15 protein-coding genes are annotated in these 15,597 nt (G+C 69.8%); 2 read left to right on the top strand and 13 right to left on the bottom strand.

The features are described from left to right. The first annotated feature begins 3 nt into the window (after positions 1-3). Complete coding sequence (locus tag QNI14_RS12750) at positions 4-690, top strand: trimeric intracellular cation channel family protein (protein WP_283716997.1); 687 nt, start codon at positions 4-6, stop codon at positions 688-690. Positions 691-954: 264 nt separating this feature from the next. Here QNI14_RS12750 and leuA read toward each other — a convergent pair whose 3' ends face one another. Next, the gene (gene leuA / locus QNI14_RS12745) at positions 955-2,715 is read right to left on the bottom strand and encodes a 2-isopropylmalate synthase (protein WP_283716996.1); all 1,761 of its coding nucleotides are present in this window, start codon (positions 2,713-2,715) and stop codon (positions 955-957) included. Positions 2,716-2,909: 194 nt separating this feature from the next. Between leuA and QNI14_RS12740 the strand changes: the two genes are divergently transcribed. Further along, positions 2,910-3,548 carry a hypothetical protein gene (locus QNI14_RS12740; protein ID WP_283716995.1) on the top strand — a complete coding sequence of 213 codons (639 nt, stop codon included), beginning with the start codon at positions 2,910-2,912 and terminating at the stop codon, positions 3,546-3,548. 8 nt (positions 3,549-3,556) lie between these two features. Here QNI14_RS12740 and QNI14_RS12735 read toward each other — a convergent pair whose 3' ends face one another. From QNI14_RS12735 to lepA, 12 genes are all read right to left on the bottom strand, one after another. Next, on the bottom strand, positions 3,557-4,486 hold the full coding sequence (locus QNI14_RS12735; protein WP_283716994.1) for an NADP-dependent oxidoreductase: 930 nt from the start codon (positions 4,484-4,486) through the stop codon (positions 3,557-3,559). 7 nt (positions 4,487-4,493) lie between these two features. After that, on the bottom strand, positions 4,494-5,384 hold the full coding sequence (era, locus tag QNI14_RS12730) for a GTPase Era (protein ID WP_283716993.1): 891 nt from the start codon (positions 5,382-5,384) through the stop codon (positions 4,494-4,496). 2 nt (positions 5,385-5,386) lie between these two features. Beyond that, positions 5,387-6,709 carry a hemolysin family protein gene (locus tag QNI14_RS12725; protein WP_283716992.1) on the bottom strand — a complete coding sequence of 441 codons (1,323 nt, stop codon included), beginning with the start codon at positions 6,707-6,709 and terminating at the stop codon, positions 5,387-5,389. Next, entirely contained in the window at positions 6,706-7,173 is a 468-nt protein-coding gene (gene ybeY, locus QNI14_RS12720) for an rRNA maturation RNase YbeY (protein WP_283716991.1), read from the bottom strand. The genes QNI14_RS12725 and ybeY overlap by 4 nt, the downstream gene beginning before the upstream one ends. Then, positions 7,170-8,198, bottom strand: a complete 1,029-nt coding sequence (locus tag QNI14_RS12715) for a PhoH family protein (protein ID WP_283717129.1) — start codon at positions 8,196-8,198, stop codon at positions 7,170-7,172. Before QNI14_RS12715 ends, ybeY begins: the two co-directional genes overlap by 4 nt. 67 nt (positions 8,199-8,265) lie before the next feature. Continuing rightward, positions 8,266-8,613, bottom strand: a complete 348-nt coding sequence (locus tag QNI14_RS12710) for an HIT domain-containing protein (RefSeq protein ID WP_283716990.1) — start codon at positions 8,611-8,613, stop codon at positions 8,266-8,268. A 46-nt stretch (positions 8,614-8,659) separates the two neighbouring features. Continuing rightward, positions 8,660-9,397 carry a 16S rRNA (uracil(1498)-N(3))-methyltransferase gene (locus QNI14_RS12705; RefSeq protein ID WP_283716989.1) on the bottom strand — a complete coding sequence of 246 codons (738 nt, stop codon included), beginning with the start codon at positions 9,395-9,397 and terminating at the stop codon, positions 8,660-8,662. 2 nt (positions 9,398-9,399) lie between these two features. Further along, the gene (gene dnaJ, locus QNI14_RS12700; protein ID WP_283716988.1) at positions 9,400-10,509 is read right to left on the bottom strand and encodes a molecular chaperone DnaJ; all 1,110 of its coding nucleotides are present in this window, start codon (positions 10,507-10,509) and stop codon (positions 9,400-9,402) included. A gap of 31 nt (positions 10,510-10,540) precedes the next feature. After that, complete coding sequence (hrcA, locus tag QNI14_RS12695) at positions 10,541-11,575, bottom strand: heat-inducible transcriptional repressor HrcA (protein ID WP_283716987.1); 1,035 nt, start codon at positions 11,573-11,575, stop codon at positions 10,541-10,543. An 85-nt stretch (positions 11,576-11,660) separates the two neighbouring features. After that, positions 11,661-12,878: a radical SAM family heme chaperone HemW gene (hemW, locus tag QNI14_RS12690; RefSeq protein ID WP_283716986.1), complete on the bottom strand. Its 1,218-nt coding sequence runs from the start codon at positions 12,876-12,878 to the stop codon at positions 11,661-11,663. Beyond that, positions 12,878-13,528, bottom strand: coding sequence for a DUF1990 domain-containing protein (locus tag QNI14_RS12685; RefSeq protein ID WP_283716985.1), 651 nt, complete (start codon positions 13,526-13,528; stop codon positions 12,878-12,880). Before QNI14_RS12685 ends, hemW begins: the two co-directional genes overlap by 1 nt. A 9-nt stretch (positions 13,529-13,537) precedes the next feature. Continuing rightward, the gene (gene lepA / locus QNI14_RS12680; RefSeq protein ID WP_283716984.1) at positions 13,538-15,388 is read right to left on the bottom strand and encodes a translation elongation factor 4; all 1,851 of its coding nucleotides are present in this window, start codon (positions 15,386-15,388) and stop codon (positions 13,538-13,540) included. Positions 15,389-15,597: the final 209 nt, after the last annotated feature.

Raw genomic sequence — 15,597 nt, 5'->3', positions numbered from 1 at the left:
GGCGTGACCGAGCCGCAGTTCCTCATCCCGCTCTGGGCCGACCTCACCGCGGTGGGACTCGGCGGCGTCCAGGGCGCCCTGTTCGCGTCGGGTTTCGTGGGCCAGCGCCGCCTCGATCTGCTCGGCGTCGCGATCATCGGCATCGTGATGGGCCTCGGCGGCGGCATGATCCGCGACCTGCTGCTGAACACGACCCCGGCGGCCCTGCAGAGCAACTGGTACCTCCTCACCGCGACGGGCGCCGCCCTCGTCGGGATGCTGCTCGCGAACGTGTTCCAGCGACTCAACGCCGTCATCGTCGGCCTCGACGCCGTGGTGATCGGGATGTTCGGCGCGTTCGGCACGACGAAGGCGTTCGCGCTCGGCCTGCCGCCCATCCCCGCGATCTTCGTCGGCGTGTGCGCCGCGGTCGGCGGTGGCCTCCTCCGCGACGTGTTCATGGGGCTGCCCGTCGCGATGATGCACGTCGGATCGCTCTACGCGGTCGCGGCGGGCGGCGGGGCCGCCGCCTACGCCGTCCTCGACGCATTCGGGGTCCCCGCGGTCCCCGCCGCAGTCGCGTGCATCGGGGTCACCACGGTGATCCGCCTGCTCGCCGTGATCTTCGACATCTCGCTGCCCGAGCAGCGCGCGCTCTACCGCCGCAAGGTGGCCGTGGAGACCTCCGCGATCCCGATCATCCGCTCCTAAGCGGCGCGCGGCATCCGCTCGGTGCGGCATCCGCTCGGTGTGAGAGAAGCCCGCCGCCAGAGAACACCTGCGCGCCGAGAGAACGGGTCGCAACCGTTCTCTCGGCGCAGCGGTGTTCTCTCGCCGTTCGGCTGGGCGGATGCCGCGATGGGTGGCTGGCGGATGCCGGGACGGATACTACGAGCCAATGCCGCAGCCAGCGCCGGACGGAGCGCGGCCGCGGACCCGCGGCGCACGGCCGTGAGGCCGCGGCCGAGGCCGGGCTTAGACCGCGGTGAGCTCGCCGTCGCGGGAGCGCGTCCGGATCGCACGGTTGACGCACGACACGATCGCCTTGAGGCTCGCGGTCGAGATGTCGCCATCGATGCCGACGCCCCACAGGCGCACATCGTCGACCTGCAGCTCGACGTAGGCGGCCGCCTGGGCGTCACCGCCCGCGCTCATGGTGTGCTCGACGTAGTCGTAGAGCGTGACGTCGAAACCCTTCGCACGCATGACTTCGATGAACGCCGACACCGGACCGTTGCCGATCCCCGTCGTCGCGACGCGCTCGTCACCGTCGCGCAACGTGACGTCGAGCGAGACCTCGCCCGACATGTCGCTCTGCGTGCGCGTGGACAGCAGTTCGAACCGGCCCCACTTCTCGTCGGCGGCAGACGCGGGCAGGTACTCGTCCGAGAAGATCGCCCAGATCTGGTCGCTCGAGACTTCGCCGCCGTCGGCATCCGTCTTCGTCTGCACGACACCCGAGAACTCGATCTGCAGCTTTCGGGGCAGGTCGAGCGCGTGGTCGGTCTTCAGCAAGTAGGCGACGCCGCCCTTGCCCGACTGCGAGTTCACGCGGATGACGGCCTCGTACGAGCGCCCGAGGTCCTTCGGGTCGATCGGCAGGTATGGCACGGCCCATTCGATCTCGTCGACCGAGACACCGGATGCCGCGGCCTTCGCCGCCATCGCCTCGAAGCCCTTCTTGATCGCGTCCTGGTGCGAACCGCTGAACGCGGTGAACACGAGGTCGCCGGCCCACGGGCTGCGCTCGGGCACCGGCAGCTGGTTGCAGTACTCGGCGGTGCGCTTGACGTGGTCGATGTCGCTGAAGTCGATCTGCGGGTCGATGCCCTGCGTCAGCAGGTTGATGCCGAGGGCGACCAGGTCGACGTTGCCGGTGCGCTCGCCGTTGCCGAAGAGGCATCCTTCGATTCGGTCGGCGCCGGCCATGTAGCCCAGCTCGGCAGCGGCGATCGCGGTGCCGCGGTCGTTGTGCGGGTGGAGCGACAGGATGACGTTCTCGCGGTGCGCCAGGTGACGGCTCATCCACTCGATCGAGTCGGCGTACACGTTCGGCGTCGCCATCTCGACAGTGGCCGGGAGGTTGATGATGACCTTGCGGTCGGGCGTCGGCTCGAAGATCTCGATGACTTGGTTGCAGACGTTGACGGCGAACTCGAGCTCGGTGCCGGTGTAGCTCTCGGGCGAGTACTCGTAGTAGACGTCGGTCTCGGGGATCGTCTTCTCGTACTCGCGGCACAGGCGTGCACCCTCGAGGGCGATGTCGATGATGCCCTGCTGGTCGGTGCGGAAGACGACCTCGCGCTGCAGCACACTCGTTGAGTTGTAGAGGTGGACGATCGCCTGCTTCGCACCGGCGATGGCCTCGTAGGTGCGCTTGATGAGGTGCTCGCGCGCCTGGGTCAGCACCTGGATGGTGACATCGTCGGGGATGAGGCCCTCTTCGATGAGCTGGCGCACGAAGTCGAAGTCGGTCTGGCTCGCGCTCGGGAAGCCGACCTCGATCTCCTTGTACCCCATGCCGACGAGCAGCTCGAACATGACGCGCTTGCGCTCGGGGCTCATCGGGTCGATGAGCGCCTGGTTGCCGTCGCGCAGGTCGACGGCGCACCAGCGCGGCGCGGTCTCGATGCGCTTCGCGGGCCAGGTGCGGTCGGGCAGGTCGACGCGGATCTGCTCGTGGAACGGCCGGTACTTGTGGATCGGCGCGGCGGTGGGCTTCTGGGTGTTTCGCATGATGTGGCTACTTCTCTCGTCATCGTGGTTCGGGCCCACGGAAAAGCTCCGCGACGAGAGTGGCCCTGGTCTTACGAGCTCTCGCCGCGGCAGCTAAGAAGGAGCGAGCCGACGCGCATGCCGACCACAGTACACCCGATCGCCGGCGCGGACCGGCCGTGAGACGATCCGCGGCATCCCGACACTCCTCGGGCATGATGCACCGTCACCTCGCCGCGGGACTCGTCGCCGGCGCCGCGCTCCTGCTCGCTTCCTGCGCCACCCCGGCGGATGCCGGTGCCCCCGGCGCCGCTCCGTCCACCTCGCCGGAGCCGTCGCTCGGCGTCGTGTTCCCGGGACCACCCACCGGCGAGGTCGTCGCGCAGGGGACGGTCATGGACACCCCTGACGGCATCGAACTGTGCTTGGGTGCGGTCGCCGAGTCGTATCCACCCCAGTGCAGCGGCATCCCGCTCGAAGACTGGTCGTGGGAGGGCGTCGACGGCTCGGAGTCATCGGGCGACGTCACCTGGGGCTCGTACGCGGTGCAGGGCACCTACGACGGCACCACGTTCGCCGTCACGCAGGCGCCAATCATGCTCGCGCTCTACGACCCGATCATGCGCGAGGACCCGACCGGCGGCGAGCCCGGCGCGGGCGACGAGGCCGACCTGCTCGACCTGCAGGAGCAACTCCCCGACCTGCTCGGCGAGACGTACCTCGCCTCGTACCCCGAGAACGGCTGGCTGTGGGTCGACGTCGTCTGGGACGACGGAACGTGGCAGGATGCCGCGGACGCGGACTTCGGCGCCGACACGGTGATCATCCGGTCTGCGATCACGCCGCTCCCGTAAGTCTGGACTCAGGGCAGGAGCGCGAGGTTGCCGCCGGCGTGCCCGGTCATGAGCAGGCGGGCAGCCTCCTGTGCGTCGGCGAGCGGAAAGGTGCGCGCGACGGGTACGGTCAACAGGCCTCGCGCGGCGAGCTCGACGATGCGCGGTCGCGCCGCGTCGCGGAACTCCGCGCTCGACTTCTTCATGCCACCGATCATGACGATGCCGTCCGGCTCCACCCGGTCGGCGCGCACGATGGTGATGATGCGCGCCGGGTCGGCGACGAGCGCGAGCGACACCGCGATCGCCTCATCGGTGCCGACGGCGTCGAGCGCCGCGACGAAGGGCGCGCCCGCGGCATCCGTCGCCCGCTGTTCGAGTCCGTCGCCGTACGCGATCGGGATGCCGCCGTACCGGCGCACTGCGTCGGCGTTGGCCGCACTCGCGGTGCCGACGACGCGGATCCCGAGCGCTGCGGCCTGCTGCAACACGCTCACGCCGACGCCACCGGACGCACCGTGCAGCAGGATCGTGTCGCCGGCGACGGCGCCGCTCCGGTCTACGAGCTCGGCCGCAGTCGTGCCGGCGAGGAGCAGGTTCGCCGCCTCGGGGTGGGTGAGGGTGGCGGGCTTGTGGAACACCTTGCTCGCGGGGACGGCGAGCTCGGTCGCGTAGCCGCCGCTGACGCGGAACGCGAGCACGTCGTCCCCGACGGCAGCGGCGCCGGAGCTGATCTCGGTGTCGGGGCCGATGGCGGTCAGCTCACCCGAGACCTCGTAGCCGATCCGGGCAGGGTCCGCCCCGACGGGACGGCTGCTGAACTTCGCGTCGGCGGGGTTCATCCCCGCAGCATGCACCCGGATGGTCACCTCGCCGGGACCTGGTGCCGGCACCTCGACCGAGGCGAACCTCCAGTCGTCGATGCCGTCGGGACCGGTCCCGAACCACGCGTGCGCCATGGCGGCCTCAGAACCCGAGCCGGCCGAGCTGCTTCGGGTCGCGCTGCCATTCCTTGGCGACGCGCACGTGCAGCGAGAGGAACACGCGGCGCCCGAGCAACGGCTCGATGCCGGCACGGGCGCGCGCACCCACGTCGGCGAGGCGCGAGCCCTTGCGACCGATGATGATCGCCTTCTGGCTGTCGCGCTCGACGACGATGTTCGCGTAGACGTCGGTGAGGTCGCTGTCCTCACGGTCGGCGATGTCCTCCACCGTCACCGCGATGGAGTGCGGCAGTTCGTCACGCACACCGTCGAGCGCCGCCTCGCGGATGATCTCCGCGATCCGGTCCTCGACGGACTCGTCGGTGACGACGCCCTCCGGGTAGAGCGCGGGGCCGGTCGGCATGAGCTTCAGCAGCTCGTCGCTGAGGACGTCGAGCTGGTCGTCGGTCACGGCCGACAGCGGGATGACGGCGGCCCAGTCCTCGCGGAGCGCGTCGACCTCCATGAGCCGCTCGGTGATCTCGTCGCGCGAGGCCACGTCGACCTTCGTCACGATCGCGACCTTCTTCGCGCGCGGGTAGCCGTCGAGGGATGCCGCGATGCGGCGGTCACCCGGCCCGACCTTCTCGGTCGCGGGCACCAGGAATCCGATCGCGTCGACATCGCCGAGCACCTGCTCGACGAGGTCGTTGAGGCGCTGACCCAAGAGCGTCCGCGGCTTGTGGATGCCGGGGGTGTCGACGATCACGAGCTGGCCGCCGGGGCGGTTCACGATGCCGCGGATCGCGCGGCGTGTCGTTTGCGGCTTGTCGCTCGTGATGGCGACCTTCTCGCCGACGAGGGCGTTCGTCAAGGTCGACTTGCCGACGTTGGGGCGTCCCACGAAGGTCACGAATCCGGACCGGTCGGTCATGGTCACTCCGATCCCCGCGAGATGCGGATCTCTCCGGTGGACGGCGCGAACGCGGCATCCGCTGCTTCAAGGCTCTCAGAGCGCTCGACGAACACGGTGGCGAGCCCGCGACCGCGGCCGCGAGAGGTGCCGCCGGTCATCACGAGGCCGCCGTACTCGACACGCGCGCCCGGAACCGGGACGCTGCCGAGCGCCTTGCCGAACAGGCCGCCGATCGAGTCGACGTCGTCGTCTTCGAGCTCGATGCCGAACAGGTCGCCGACCTCGTCGAGGGCCAGGCGGGTGCTCACCCGGAACCGGCCGTCGCCCATGTCGGACACCTCGGTCTGACGCGAGTCGTACTCGTCGGCGATCTCGCCCACGAGCTCCTCGATGAGGTCCTCGAGCGTCACGAGCCCCGACACGCCGCCGTACTCGTCGACGACGAGGCAGACGTGCACGGCCTCGCGCTTCATCTGCTGCAGCAGCGTCTCGGCGCGCATCGACTCCGGCACGAAAACCGCGGGGCGCGCGATCTGCGCCACCGGCACGCCGCGCCAGGCCGACTCGTCGCGGAACGCGAACTGCACGAGGTCCTTCAGGTACACGACGCCGGTGATGTCGTCGGCTTCGCCGTCGGCGACGGGGATGCGGGACACGCCCTTGTCGAGGAACAGCGTCATGGCCTGCTGCGTCGTGGTGGCGGCATCCACCGTCACCATGTCGGTCCGGGGCACCATGACGGCGCGCACGAACCGATCCGTGAAGTCGAACACCGAGTGGATGAGATCGCGGTCGTCGGCCTCGATCAACGCCTGCGACGCGGCCTCGTCGACCATGCTCAGCAGCTGCTCCTCCGACGCGAACGACGCGCCTCGGTGGATGCCGGGGGTCAACCGGTCGCCGACGACGACCAGCAGGTGCGCCAGCGGGCCGAGGACGGTGCGCGCGCCGCGGATGAGCGGCGCACAGGCGCGGAGGAAGCCCTTCGAGTGCTGGCGGCCGACGGCGCGCGGCGAGGCGCCGACGAGCACGAATGAGGTGATCGTCATCACGACGACGGCGGCGAGCATCGCCCACCAGATGTTGTCGAAGATGAGCATGAACGCGACCGTGACGAGCACGGCCGCGGCGGTCTCGACGAGGATGCGGATGAAGACGACCGCGGTGCGGTGCGCATCCGGGTCCGCAGCGATCCGCTCGAGGGAGCGCTTGCTGCGCGCCGTCTCGGCGAGGTTCTCGAGGTCACTACGGGAGGTGACATCGAGCGCGGCCTCGAGCGAGGCCATGAGCCCGCCGAGGGCGACCAGGAGGACGGCAGCGACGAGGAGGAGGATCTCGGTCATGCGCGGCGGCGGCGCTCGCTTGCGTGGAACGCCGCGATGAGCTCCTTCTGCAGGCCGAACATCTCGCGCTCCTCCTCGGGCTCGGCGTGGTCGAACCCGAGCAGGTGGAGCAGTCCGTGCGTCGTGAGCAGGATGAGCTCGTCGACGGTCGTGTGCTTCGCGGCCTGCGCCTGCGTCTCGGCGACCTGCGGGCAGAGCACGATGTCGCCGAGAAGCCCGGCGGGCGTCGGCGACTCGTCGGTACCGGGGCGGAGCTCGTCCATTGGGAAGCTCAGCACGTCGGTCGGGCCGGGCTCGTCCATCCACTGGACGTGCAGCGCCTCCATCGCGCCCTCGTCGACCAGGAGGATCGCGAGGTCGGCGTCCGGGCTGACATGCAGCTCGGCCAGGTTGTGCTCGGTGAGCCGCAGCAGCACGGTCTCGTCGATCTCGACGCCCGACTCGTTGGTGATCTCGATCGTCATGAACGTCCTCGCTTGGGCTGACGGTCGCGCGGACCGCTCGGTCGCAGGCTCGAGCGACGCTCGGCCCGGTTGGCGAACTCGCTCGCCTCGTCTCGGTCGCGACGCGCCGCGAGCCGCTCTTCGTCGTAGGCGCTGTACGCATCGACGATGCGGCCGACGAGCGTGTGCCGGACGACGTCCGCGCTCGTGAGCATCGAGAAGTGGATGTCGTCGATGTCCTTGAGCACACGGGTCACGAGCCGCAGCCCCGACGCGCCCTGCGGCAGGTCGATCTGCGTGATGTCGCCGGTCACGACCATGCGCGTACCGAAGCCGAGGCGGGTGAGGAACATCTTCATCTGCTCGGGCGTCGTGTTCTGCGCCTCGTCGAGCACGACGAACGAATCGTTCAGCGTGCGACCTCGCATGTACGCGAGCGGCGCGACCTCGATGGTGCCGGATGCCATGAGCTTGGGCACCAGCTCGGGGTCCATCATCTCGTTGAGAGCGTCGTACAGCGGCCGCAGATACGGGTCGATCTTGTCGGTGAGCGTGCCGGGCAGGAACCCGAGCCGCTCTCCCGCCTCGACGGCTGGCCGCGTGAGGATGATGCGGCTGACTTCCTTGCGCTGGAGCGCCTGCACGGCCTTCGCCATCGCGAGGTACGTCTTTCCGGTACCGGCGGGGCCGATGCCGAAGACGATCGTGTGGTCCTCGATCGCGTCGACGTATTCCTTCTGCCCCATCGTCTTCGGACGGATGACCTTGCCGCGCGACGACAGGATCGCCTCACCGAGCACCTCGGAGGGACGCATGCCGGAGCCCTCGTTCAGGATGCGGTTCGACTGCGTGACATCGCTCGGGTCGAGGCCCTGCCCCGACCGGGCCATGCCGATGAGTTCGTCCACGAGCTCGTGGGCGCGTGCGACGGCGTCTGCGGCACCGGTCAGCGTGATCTCGTTCCCCCGGACGTGCACCTGCACGTCGGGGTGCTCCCGCTCGACGGTGCGCAGCAGCCGGTCCTGCGGGCCGAGCAGTTGGACCATGGCGACGCCGTCCGCGTAGATGCGGGCGACGGTGTGGTCGGGGGTGTCGTTCGGGCTCGTGGTGTGCTCAGGCACCCAGGCTCCCTTCGGTGAGGCCACCGCCGAGCACGTGCGCGTGCACGTGGAAGACGGTCTGACCGGCGGCGGCGCCGGTGTTGAAGACAAGGCGGAACTCGCCGTCCGTGTGTTCGCCCGCGAGCGTGTTCGCGAGGCCGACGACCTCGGCCAGCAGCGCCGGGTCGCCCGCGGCGAGTTCGACGACGTCGCGGTACTGCGGCGTCTTGGGGATGACGAGGAGGTGGACCGGCGCCTTCGGCGCGATGTCGCGGATGGCGAAGGCGTTCTCGGTCTCGGCGATGATCTCCGAAGGGATCTCGCCCTGGAGGATGCGGGTGAAGATCGACGGCTCGCTCATGCCGTCCAGTCTAGTCGCGAGGCCTTCCGCTGAGCCGGGCGCCGGGTCACCAGCGGCCGAGTCCGGCGTTCACGAGGGCGAGCGCGACGGGCCCGGCCGTCGAGGTGCGGAGCACCGTGTCGCCGAGGCGGACGAGCGTCGCCCCGGCAGCCTGGAGCACGTCGAGCTCGTCCGGTGCGATGCCGCCCTCCGGCCCTACGACGAGGACGACGTCCCGTTCGTCCGCGGCATCCCATGTGAGCGATGTCAGGGCGGCATCGGCGGTCGGCTCGAGGATCAGCATCCGCGAGACTCCGGCGCGTGCGGCGAGCTGCGCGGTCGTCACGGGTGCCGACACGGATGCCAACCGCGGCCGGTGCGCCTGTTTGGCGGCTTCTCGCGAGATCGTCTCCCACCGCGCGACGCCCTTCGCCACCTTCGCGGCATCCCATCGGCTGACGCTCCGCGACGCCTGCCACGGCACGATCTCGTCGATCCCGAGCTCGGTCGCGGCCTGCACCGCGAGCTCGTCGCGGTCGCCCTTCGCGAGCGCCTGCACCAGAACGGTGCGCGGCTGCGGCTCGGGCACGTCCTCGCGGCTCGTGACCTCGATCTGCACTTCCTTGGGCTGCACGGATGCCACGGTTCCGGTCAGCCACACGCCACGGCCGTCGCCCACCGTGACCGCCTCGCCGACGCGGACACGTCGCACCGAGGCGGCGTGGTGGGCCTCGGCACCGCCGAGGACCACGACGTCGCCGACGGCGGCATCCGCCGCGGACTCGAGGAGGAAGTGCAGCGCCACGATCAGCGCTTGAACTTGTCGCGGAGCTTCGCGAACAGTCCCGGGTGGAACTCGGCGAGGTGCGGCGGTGCCGGCTTCGTGCGCTTCGCGAGCTCCTGGATGAGAGCGCGCGACTTCGGGTCGAGGTGACCCGGAGTCACGACTTGCACACCGATCTTGAGGTCGCCGCGACCCGAGCCGCGCAGCGGCGTGATGCCGCGCTCGCGGATGGTCAGCACGTCGCCCGCCTGCACGCCGGCGCGCACGTCCAGGTCGACCGGGCCGTCGAGCGACTCGATCGTCACGCTCGTGCCGAGGATCGCGTCGACCATCGAAACTTCGAGGGTCGCGAGCAGGTCGTCGCCGTCGCGGCTGAACACGTCGTGCGGCTCGACCGTCACCTCGAGGTAGAGGTCGCCGTTCGGGCCTCCGGCGGGGCCGACCTCGCCGGAGCCGGGCAGCTGGAGGCGCAGTCCGGTCTCGACGCCGGCGGGGATGTCGATCGACACGGTGCGACGCGCGCGCACACGGCCCTGTCCCTGGCATCCCGAGCACGGGTACGGGATCGTCGTGCCGTATCCCTGGCACGTGGTGCACGGCTGCGAGGTCACGACGTTCCCGAGGAGGCTCCGGACGGTGCGCTGCACCTGTCCCGAGCCGTGGCAGATGTCGCACGTGACGGGCTGGGTGCCCGGCTGGCAGCACGACCCCTGACAGGTCTCGCACAGCACGGCCGTGTCGACCTCGAGGTCGCGGTGCACACCGAACACGACGTCACCGAGGGTGAGGTCGACGCGCACGAGTGCGTCCTGGCCGCGCTCACGGCGCGAACGGGGGCGTCCGGCGCGCGGGCCACCGCCGCCACCGCCGAAGAACGTCTCGAAGATGTCACCGAAACCGCCGAACCCGGCTCCGCCACCGAACCCGCCGTCGCCGCCGAGGTCGTAGCGCTGCCGCTGCTCGGGGTCGCTGAGCACGTCGTAGGCGTGGGTGACGAGCTTGAACCGCTCGGCCGCGTCCTCACCTGGGTTCACATCCGGGTGCAACTGCCGGGCCAACCGGCGGTACGCCTTCTTGATCTCATCGGGGCTCGCGTCGCGCTCGACACCGAGGACCTCGTAGTGGTCTGCCACAATCACCTTTCCGGCCCGGAGGCCGCGTCGCTCAGCGCGACTGCTCGTCTTCTTCGAGCAGTCGGCTCAAGTAGTGCGCGACGGCGCGAACCGCCGCGAGATTGCTGGGGTAGTCCATGCGTGTGGGACCGAGCACACCGAGTCGCGCGTGCGACCCCGTGACGTCGTACTCCCCCGCGACCACCGAGGCCTCGGCGAGCCCGAACGGCTCGTTCTCGCGGCCGATGCTCGTCGCCAGGCCGTGGTCGCCGGCGACCATCTCGCCCATGAGGCGCAGGAGCGTGACCTGCTCCTCGATCGCCTCGAGCAGCGGCGAGATGCTGCCGCGGAAGTCGGCCTCGCGGCGTGCGAGCGTCGCAGATCCGGCCATCACCAACTTGTCCTGCCGGAACTCCTCGAGCTCTTCGGCGAGGGTCCGCAGGACGATCCGCAGGTTGTCGTCGCGACCCGGCGCCGCGTCGGCCTCGAGCAGGCGCTGCACTGCAGCCGCCCCATCGCGCACGCTCTTGCCGGTCAGCAGGCTCGCGGCGCTGAGCTTGAGGTGCGCGGTCTCGTCGGCGGTCGGTTCCGACGCAAGGAACGCGACCCGCTGCGACACCCGACCGGTGTCGGTGACGACGATGACGACGATGCGCGATCCACCGAGGTGCACGACCTCGACGTGGGAGACATCGGCACGTGCGAACGAGGGGTACTGGACGATCGCGACCTGGCCGGTCAGCCGGGTGAGACTGCGGACCGTGCGGACGAGCAGATCATCGAGGTCTCCGGTGTCGGCGAGGAACGCGCCGATCGCGTTCTTCTGCGCGGGGCTCAGCGGACGGAGCTCGGCGAGGTGGTCGACGAAGACGCGGTAGCCCTTGTCAGTCGGGATGCGGCCCGACGAGGTGTGCGGCGCCGCGATGAGCTCTTCATCCTCGAGCAGCGCCATGTCGTTGCGGATGGTCGCAGCGGACACCCCGAAGTGGTGCCGGTCGACGATCGCCTTGCTGCCGACGGGCTCGCGGGTGTCGACGTAATCCTGGACGATCGCCCGCAGCACCTGCAGTCCACGTTCCGAGACCATCACCCCTCCTCCGCTGGCACTCTCATCCGATGAGTGCCAACTCTACCGTGCCCGGAGCGCACTCGCTGGGAGCTCCACGCGACGATCAGGTGGTCAGGGCGCGGACGACGGCGTCGGCGAGGAGCCGGCCCTGCCGCGTGAGGACGACCGTGCCGCGGATCGCCGACGGACCGTCGATGAGGCCGTCGGCGATGAGGGATGCCACCTCGCGGCGACCGGCATCCGTCGCCTCCGCGATCGGGACCCCGTCCACGATGCGCGAGCGGAGCAGGATGCTCTCGAGACGTCGAGCCTCGGCATCCGGGCGCTCGCGACCGGCAGCGGGCGACTCCCCCGCAGCGAGACGCTGCGCGTATGCCGCCGGGTGCTTCACATTCCACCAGCGGAGCCCGCCGACGTGGCTGTGCGCGCCGGGACCGTACCCCCACCAGTCGGCCCCCTGCCAGTACGACAGGTTGTGGCGGGAACGCTGCGCCGTCGACGTCGACCAGTTGGACACTTCGTACCAGCCGTATCCCGCGGCGGCGAGCCGCTCGTCGACGAGCTCGTACATGTCGGCCTGCAGATCGTCGTCAGGCGCCACGACCTCGCCTCGGCGGATCTGGCGCTCGAGCTTCGTGCCGTCTTCGATGATGAGCGCGTACGCCGAGATGTGGTCGGGCGCGTGCGACACGGCGGTCTCGACGGAGGCGCGCCAGTCCTCGAGCGACTCCCCCGGCGCGCCGTAGATGAGGTCGAGGCTCACTGCGAGGCCGGCGTCGCGCGCGGCGGCGACCGCCGTCGCGACGTTCGCCGGGTCGTGGGTCCGATCGAGCGCGGCGAGCACGTGCGGGACTGCGGACTGCATGCCGATCGAGAGCCGGGTCACGCCGGCATCGGCGAGTGTCTGCGCCGTGGCATCCGTCATCGTGTCCGGATTCGCCTCGACGGTGACCTCGGCGTCGGATGCCACGCCGAACGTCTCGCGGACGCCGTCGAGCATTCGCGCGAGGTCGCCCGGAGGCAGCAGCGTCGGGGTGCCGCCCCCGAAGAACACGGTCTGTGCGGGCCGGAGCGGTCCGCGCTCGGCCAGGACGCGACGCGACAGCACGATCTCACGGAGCACCTCGTCGGCGTACGCGTCCTGCCGGGCACCGCGCAGCTCGGTCGCCGTGTAAGTGTTGAAGTCGCAGTACCCGCAGCGCACCCGGCAGAACGGGACGTGCAGATAGACGCCGAAGTCGGTACCGGGGTCGACCACGACGTCGGACGGCAGCGAACCGTCGGCGGGAGCGGGATCGCCGAGCGGGAGTGCGGAGCCCATCAGGCTCCGGTCGCGTACAGCGGCGAGATCGCCCGCAGGTAGCCCTGGAAGAGCTCGCGGCGGCGACGCTTCACGAGCGGACGCCAGACGCGGTAGAGGAAGCCGACCCGACGGTCGAAGGCACGGACCGTGAACCAGACCTCGTCGTCCTCGCGCCACTCGATCGCGAACGACTCCTCGCCGCTCACGACGGCCCCGTCGACCGTCCCGAGCACGAACCCGATCTTACGCGGCTCGTCCGTCACCGAGATCACCCGCAGCTCGGCGTCGGCGCGCATCCCGCTCACGCGGCCGCGTACGCGGAGGGTCGCCCCGGGGCTCGCGTACGGCGTGCCGTCGGCGTCGAAGCGCTGGTCTTCGTCGAGTCGACTCGCCTGCACCGGCGTGCCCTCGGCGTCGAAGCCGACACCGGAGTACATCGGACCCGACGCGGGCCGGACGTCGGTCACCTGCAGGCCTGCGCCGGTGAGCGCGCCCCACGAGAGCAGCTGCTCGGCGGAGCTGCGGAACCGGGCCTCGCCGGAGCCGATCCGCCACGACGCCTCAGCCGGAACGGTGCCCTCGGGCGGATAGCCCATCAGATCGGCGGCCTGCGTCGCCCCGACGGCGGCGTAGTCGACGGTCCCTGCCTGGAAGTTCCCGCGGCGCATCGGACCAGCCTACTTCTTGTCCTTGCCCTCGACGTCGCCCGACAACGCGGCGATGAACGCCTGCTGGGGGACCTCGACGCGGCCGACCATCTTCATGCGCTTCTTGCCCTCCTTCTGCTTCTCGAGCAGTTTGCGCTTGCGGGTGATGTCACCGCCGTAGCACTTGGCGAGCACGTCCTTGCGGATCGCGCGGATGTTCTCGCGGGCGATGATGCGGGCGCCGATCGCGGCCTGGATCGGGACCTCGAACTGCTGGCGCGGGATGAGCTTGCGCAGCCGCTCCGTCATCATCGTGCCGTAGCCGTACGCCTTCTCGCGGTGGACGATCGAGCTGAACGCGTCGACCTTCTCGCCCTGGAGGAGGATGTCGACCTTGACGAGGTCGGCGGTCTGAGAACCGGCCGGCTCGTAGTCGAGGCTCGCGTAGCCCTGCGTCTTGGACTTCAGGTGGTCGAAGAAGTCGAAGACGATCTCGCCGAGGGGCATGTTGTAGCGCAGCTCGACGCGGTCCTCGCTGAGGTAGTCCATGCCGAGCAGGGTGCCGCGGCGGGACTGGCAGAGCTCCATGACGGTGCCGACGTAGTCCTTGGGCAGCAGGATGCCGACCTTCACGACCGGCTCGGAGACCTCGGCGACGCGGCCGTCGGGGTACTCGGACGGGTTCGTCACCGTCACGGTCTCGCCGGTGTCGGTCATCACCTCGTACGTCACGGACGGCGCGGTCGTGATGAGGTCGAGCCCGAACTCGCGCGCGAGGCGCTCGGTGATGATCTCGAGGTGCAGCAGACCGAGGAAGCCGCATCGGAAGCCGAAGCCGAGCGCGACCGAGGTCTCGGGCTCGTACTGCAGCGAGGCATCCGACAGTTTCAGCTTGTCGAGCGCCTCGCGGAGCTCGGCGTAGTCGCTGCCGTCGATCGGGTAGATGCCCGAGAAGACCATGGGCTTCGGGTCGGTGTACCCCGCGAGCGCCTCGGATGCGGGCTTGCGATGGTTGGTGATCGTGTCGCCGACCTTGGACTGGCGGACATCTTTCACACCGGTGATGAGGTAGCCCACCTCGCCGACGCCGAGACCCTTGGTGGGCACGGGCTCGGGGCTCGACACCCCGATCTCGAGGAGGTCGTGGGCGGCCTTCGACGACATCATCTGGATCCGCTCGCGCGGCTCGAGCTTGCCGTCGACCATGCGGACGTAGGTGACGACGCCGCGGTAGGCGTCGTAGACGGAGTCGAAGATCATCGCGCGCGCCGGGGCGTCGGCGTCGCCGACGGGCGCGGGGATCTTCTCGACGATGAGGTCGAGCAGCGACTCGACGCCCATGCCGGTCTTGCCACTCACCCGGAGGACGTCCTCCGGCTTGCCGCCGATGAGATTCGCGAGCTCGGCCGCGTACTTCTCGGGATCGGCCGCCGGCAGGTCGATCTTGTTGAGGACGGGGATGATCTGGAGGTCGTTCTCGAGCGCCAGGTACAGGTTCGCGAGCGTCTGGGCCTCGATGCCTTGCGCGGCGTCGACCAGGAGGATCGCGCCCTCGCACGCGGCGAGCGAGCGGCTCACCTCGTACGTGAAGTCGACGTGGCCGGGGGTGTCGATCATGTTGAGCGCGAAGGTGCCGGCATCCGTCTGCCACGGCATGCGCACGGCCTGGGACTTGATCGTGATGCCGCGCTCGCGCTCGATGTCCATGCGGTCGAGGTACTGCGCGCGCATGTCGCGGTCGGCGACCACGCCGGTGATCTGCAGCATGCGGTCGGCCAGGGTGGACTTCCCGTGGTCGATGTGGGCGATGATGCAGAAATTGCGGATCTGCGCAGGCGGCGTCGCGGCGGGCTGCAGAGGCGTGAGGGCGCGGGGTGACATGACCCTGCGAGTCTACCGGCGGCGTGGCATCCGCCATCGCATCGCGGAGCACTGAGCACGCCTTACCAGTCGGGTGACGCAACACGCCAGCAGCGACACGGATGAGAAAGAGTTAACCGTTTTGCCACTTGTGGGGCCGGATTTCTGACCGAATGCTCAATCATGCGTGTGCATCCTGCGCGGATGCCGCAGCGTGCCCGAGCCGTGAT

The organism is Microbacterium dauci (genome assembly GCF_030065535.1).
In the GTDB taxonomy this organism is placed as follows: Bacteria; Actinomycetota; Actinomycetes; order Actinomycetales; family Microbacteriaceae; genus Microbacterium; species Microbacterium dauci.
The sequence above is the reverse complement of the archived record's forward strand: the minus strand, read 5'-3'. Positions and strand labels throughout refer to the sequence as shown.

What these genes read in the sequence shown, in the direction of transcription:
- hemW (WP_283716986.1), bottom strand. Translation starts at nt 12,878, where the DNA reads ATGGGCTCCGCACTCCCGCTCGGCGATCCCGCTCCCGCCGACGGTTCG.
- QNI14_RS12715 (WP_283717129.1), bottom strand. Translation starts at nt 8,198, where the DNA reads ATGGTCCAACTGCTCGGCCCGCAGGACCGGCTGCTGCGCACCGTCGAG.
- era (WP_283716993.1), bottom strand. Translation starts at nt 5,384, where the DNA reads ATGACCGACCGGTCCGGATTCGTGACCTTCGTGGGACGCCCCAACGTC.
- lepA (WP_283716984.1), bottom strand. Translation starts at nt 15,388, where the DNA reads ATGTCACCCCGCGCCCTCACGCCTCTGCAGCCCGCCGCGACGCCGCCT.
- hrcA (WP_283716987.1), bottom strand. Translation starts at nt 11,575, where the DNA reads ATGGTCTCGGAACGTGGACTGCAGGTGCTGCGGGCGATCGTCCAGGAT.
- QNI14_RS12740 (WP_283716995.1), top strand. Translation starts at nt 2,910, where the DNA reads ATGATGCACCGTCACCTCGCCGCGGGACTCGTCGCCGGCGCCGCGCTC.
- QNI14_RS12735 (WP_283716994.1), bottom strand. Translation starts at nt 4,486, where the DNA reads ATGGCGCACGCGTGGTTCGGGACCGGTCCCGACGGCATCGACGACTGG.
- leuA (WP_283716996.1), bottom strand. Translation starts at nt 2,715, where the DNA reads ATGCGAAACACCCAGAAGCCCACCGCCGCGCCGATCCACAAGTACCGG.
- QNI14_RS12685 (WP_283716985.1), bottom strand. Translation starts at nt 13,528, where the DNA reads ATGCGCCGCGGGAACTTCCAGGCAGGGACCGTCGACTACGCCGCCGTC.
- QNI14_RS12710 (WP_283716990.1), bottom strand. Translation starts at nt 8,613, where the DNA reads ATGAGCGAGCCGTCGATCTTCACCCGCATCCTCCAGGGCGAGATCCCT.
- ybeY (WP_283716991.1), bottom strand. Translation starts at nt 7,173, where the DNA reads ATGACGATCGAGATCACCAACGAGTCGGGCGTCGAGATCGACGAGACC.
- QNI14_RS12725 (WP_283716992.1), bottom strand. Translation starts at nt 6,709, where the DNA reads ATGACCGAGATCCTCCTCCTCGTCGCTGCCGTCCTCCTGGTCGCCCTC.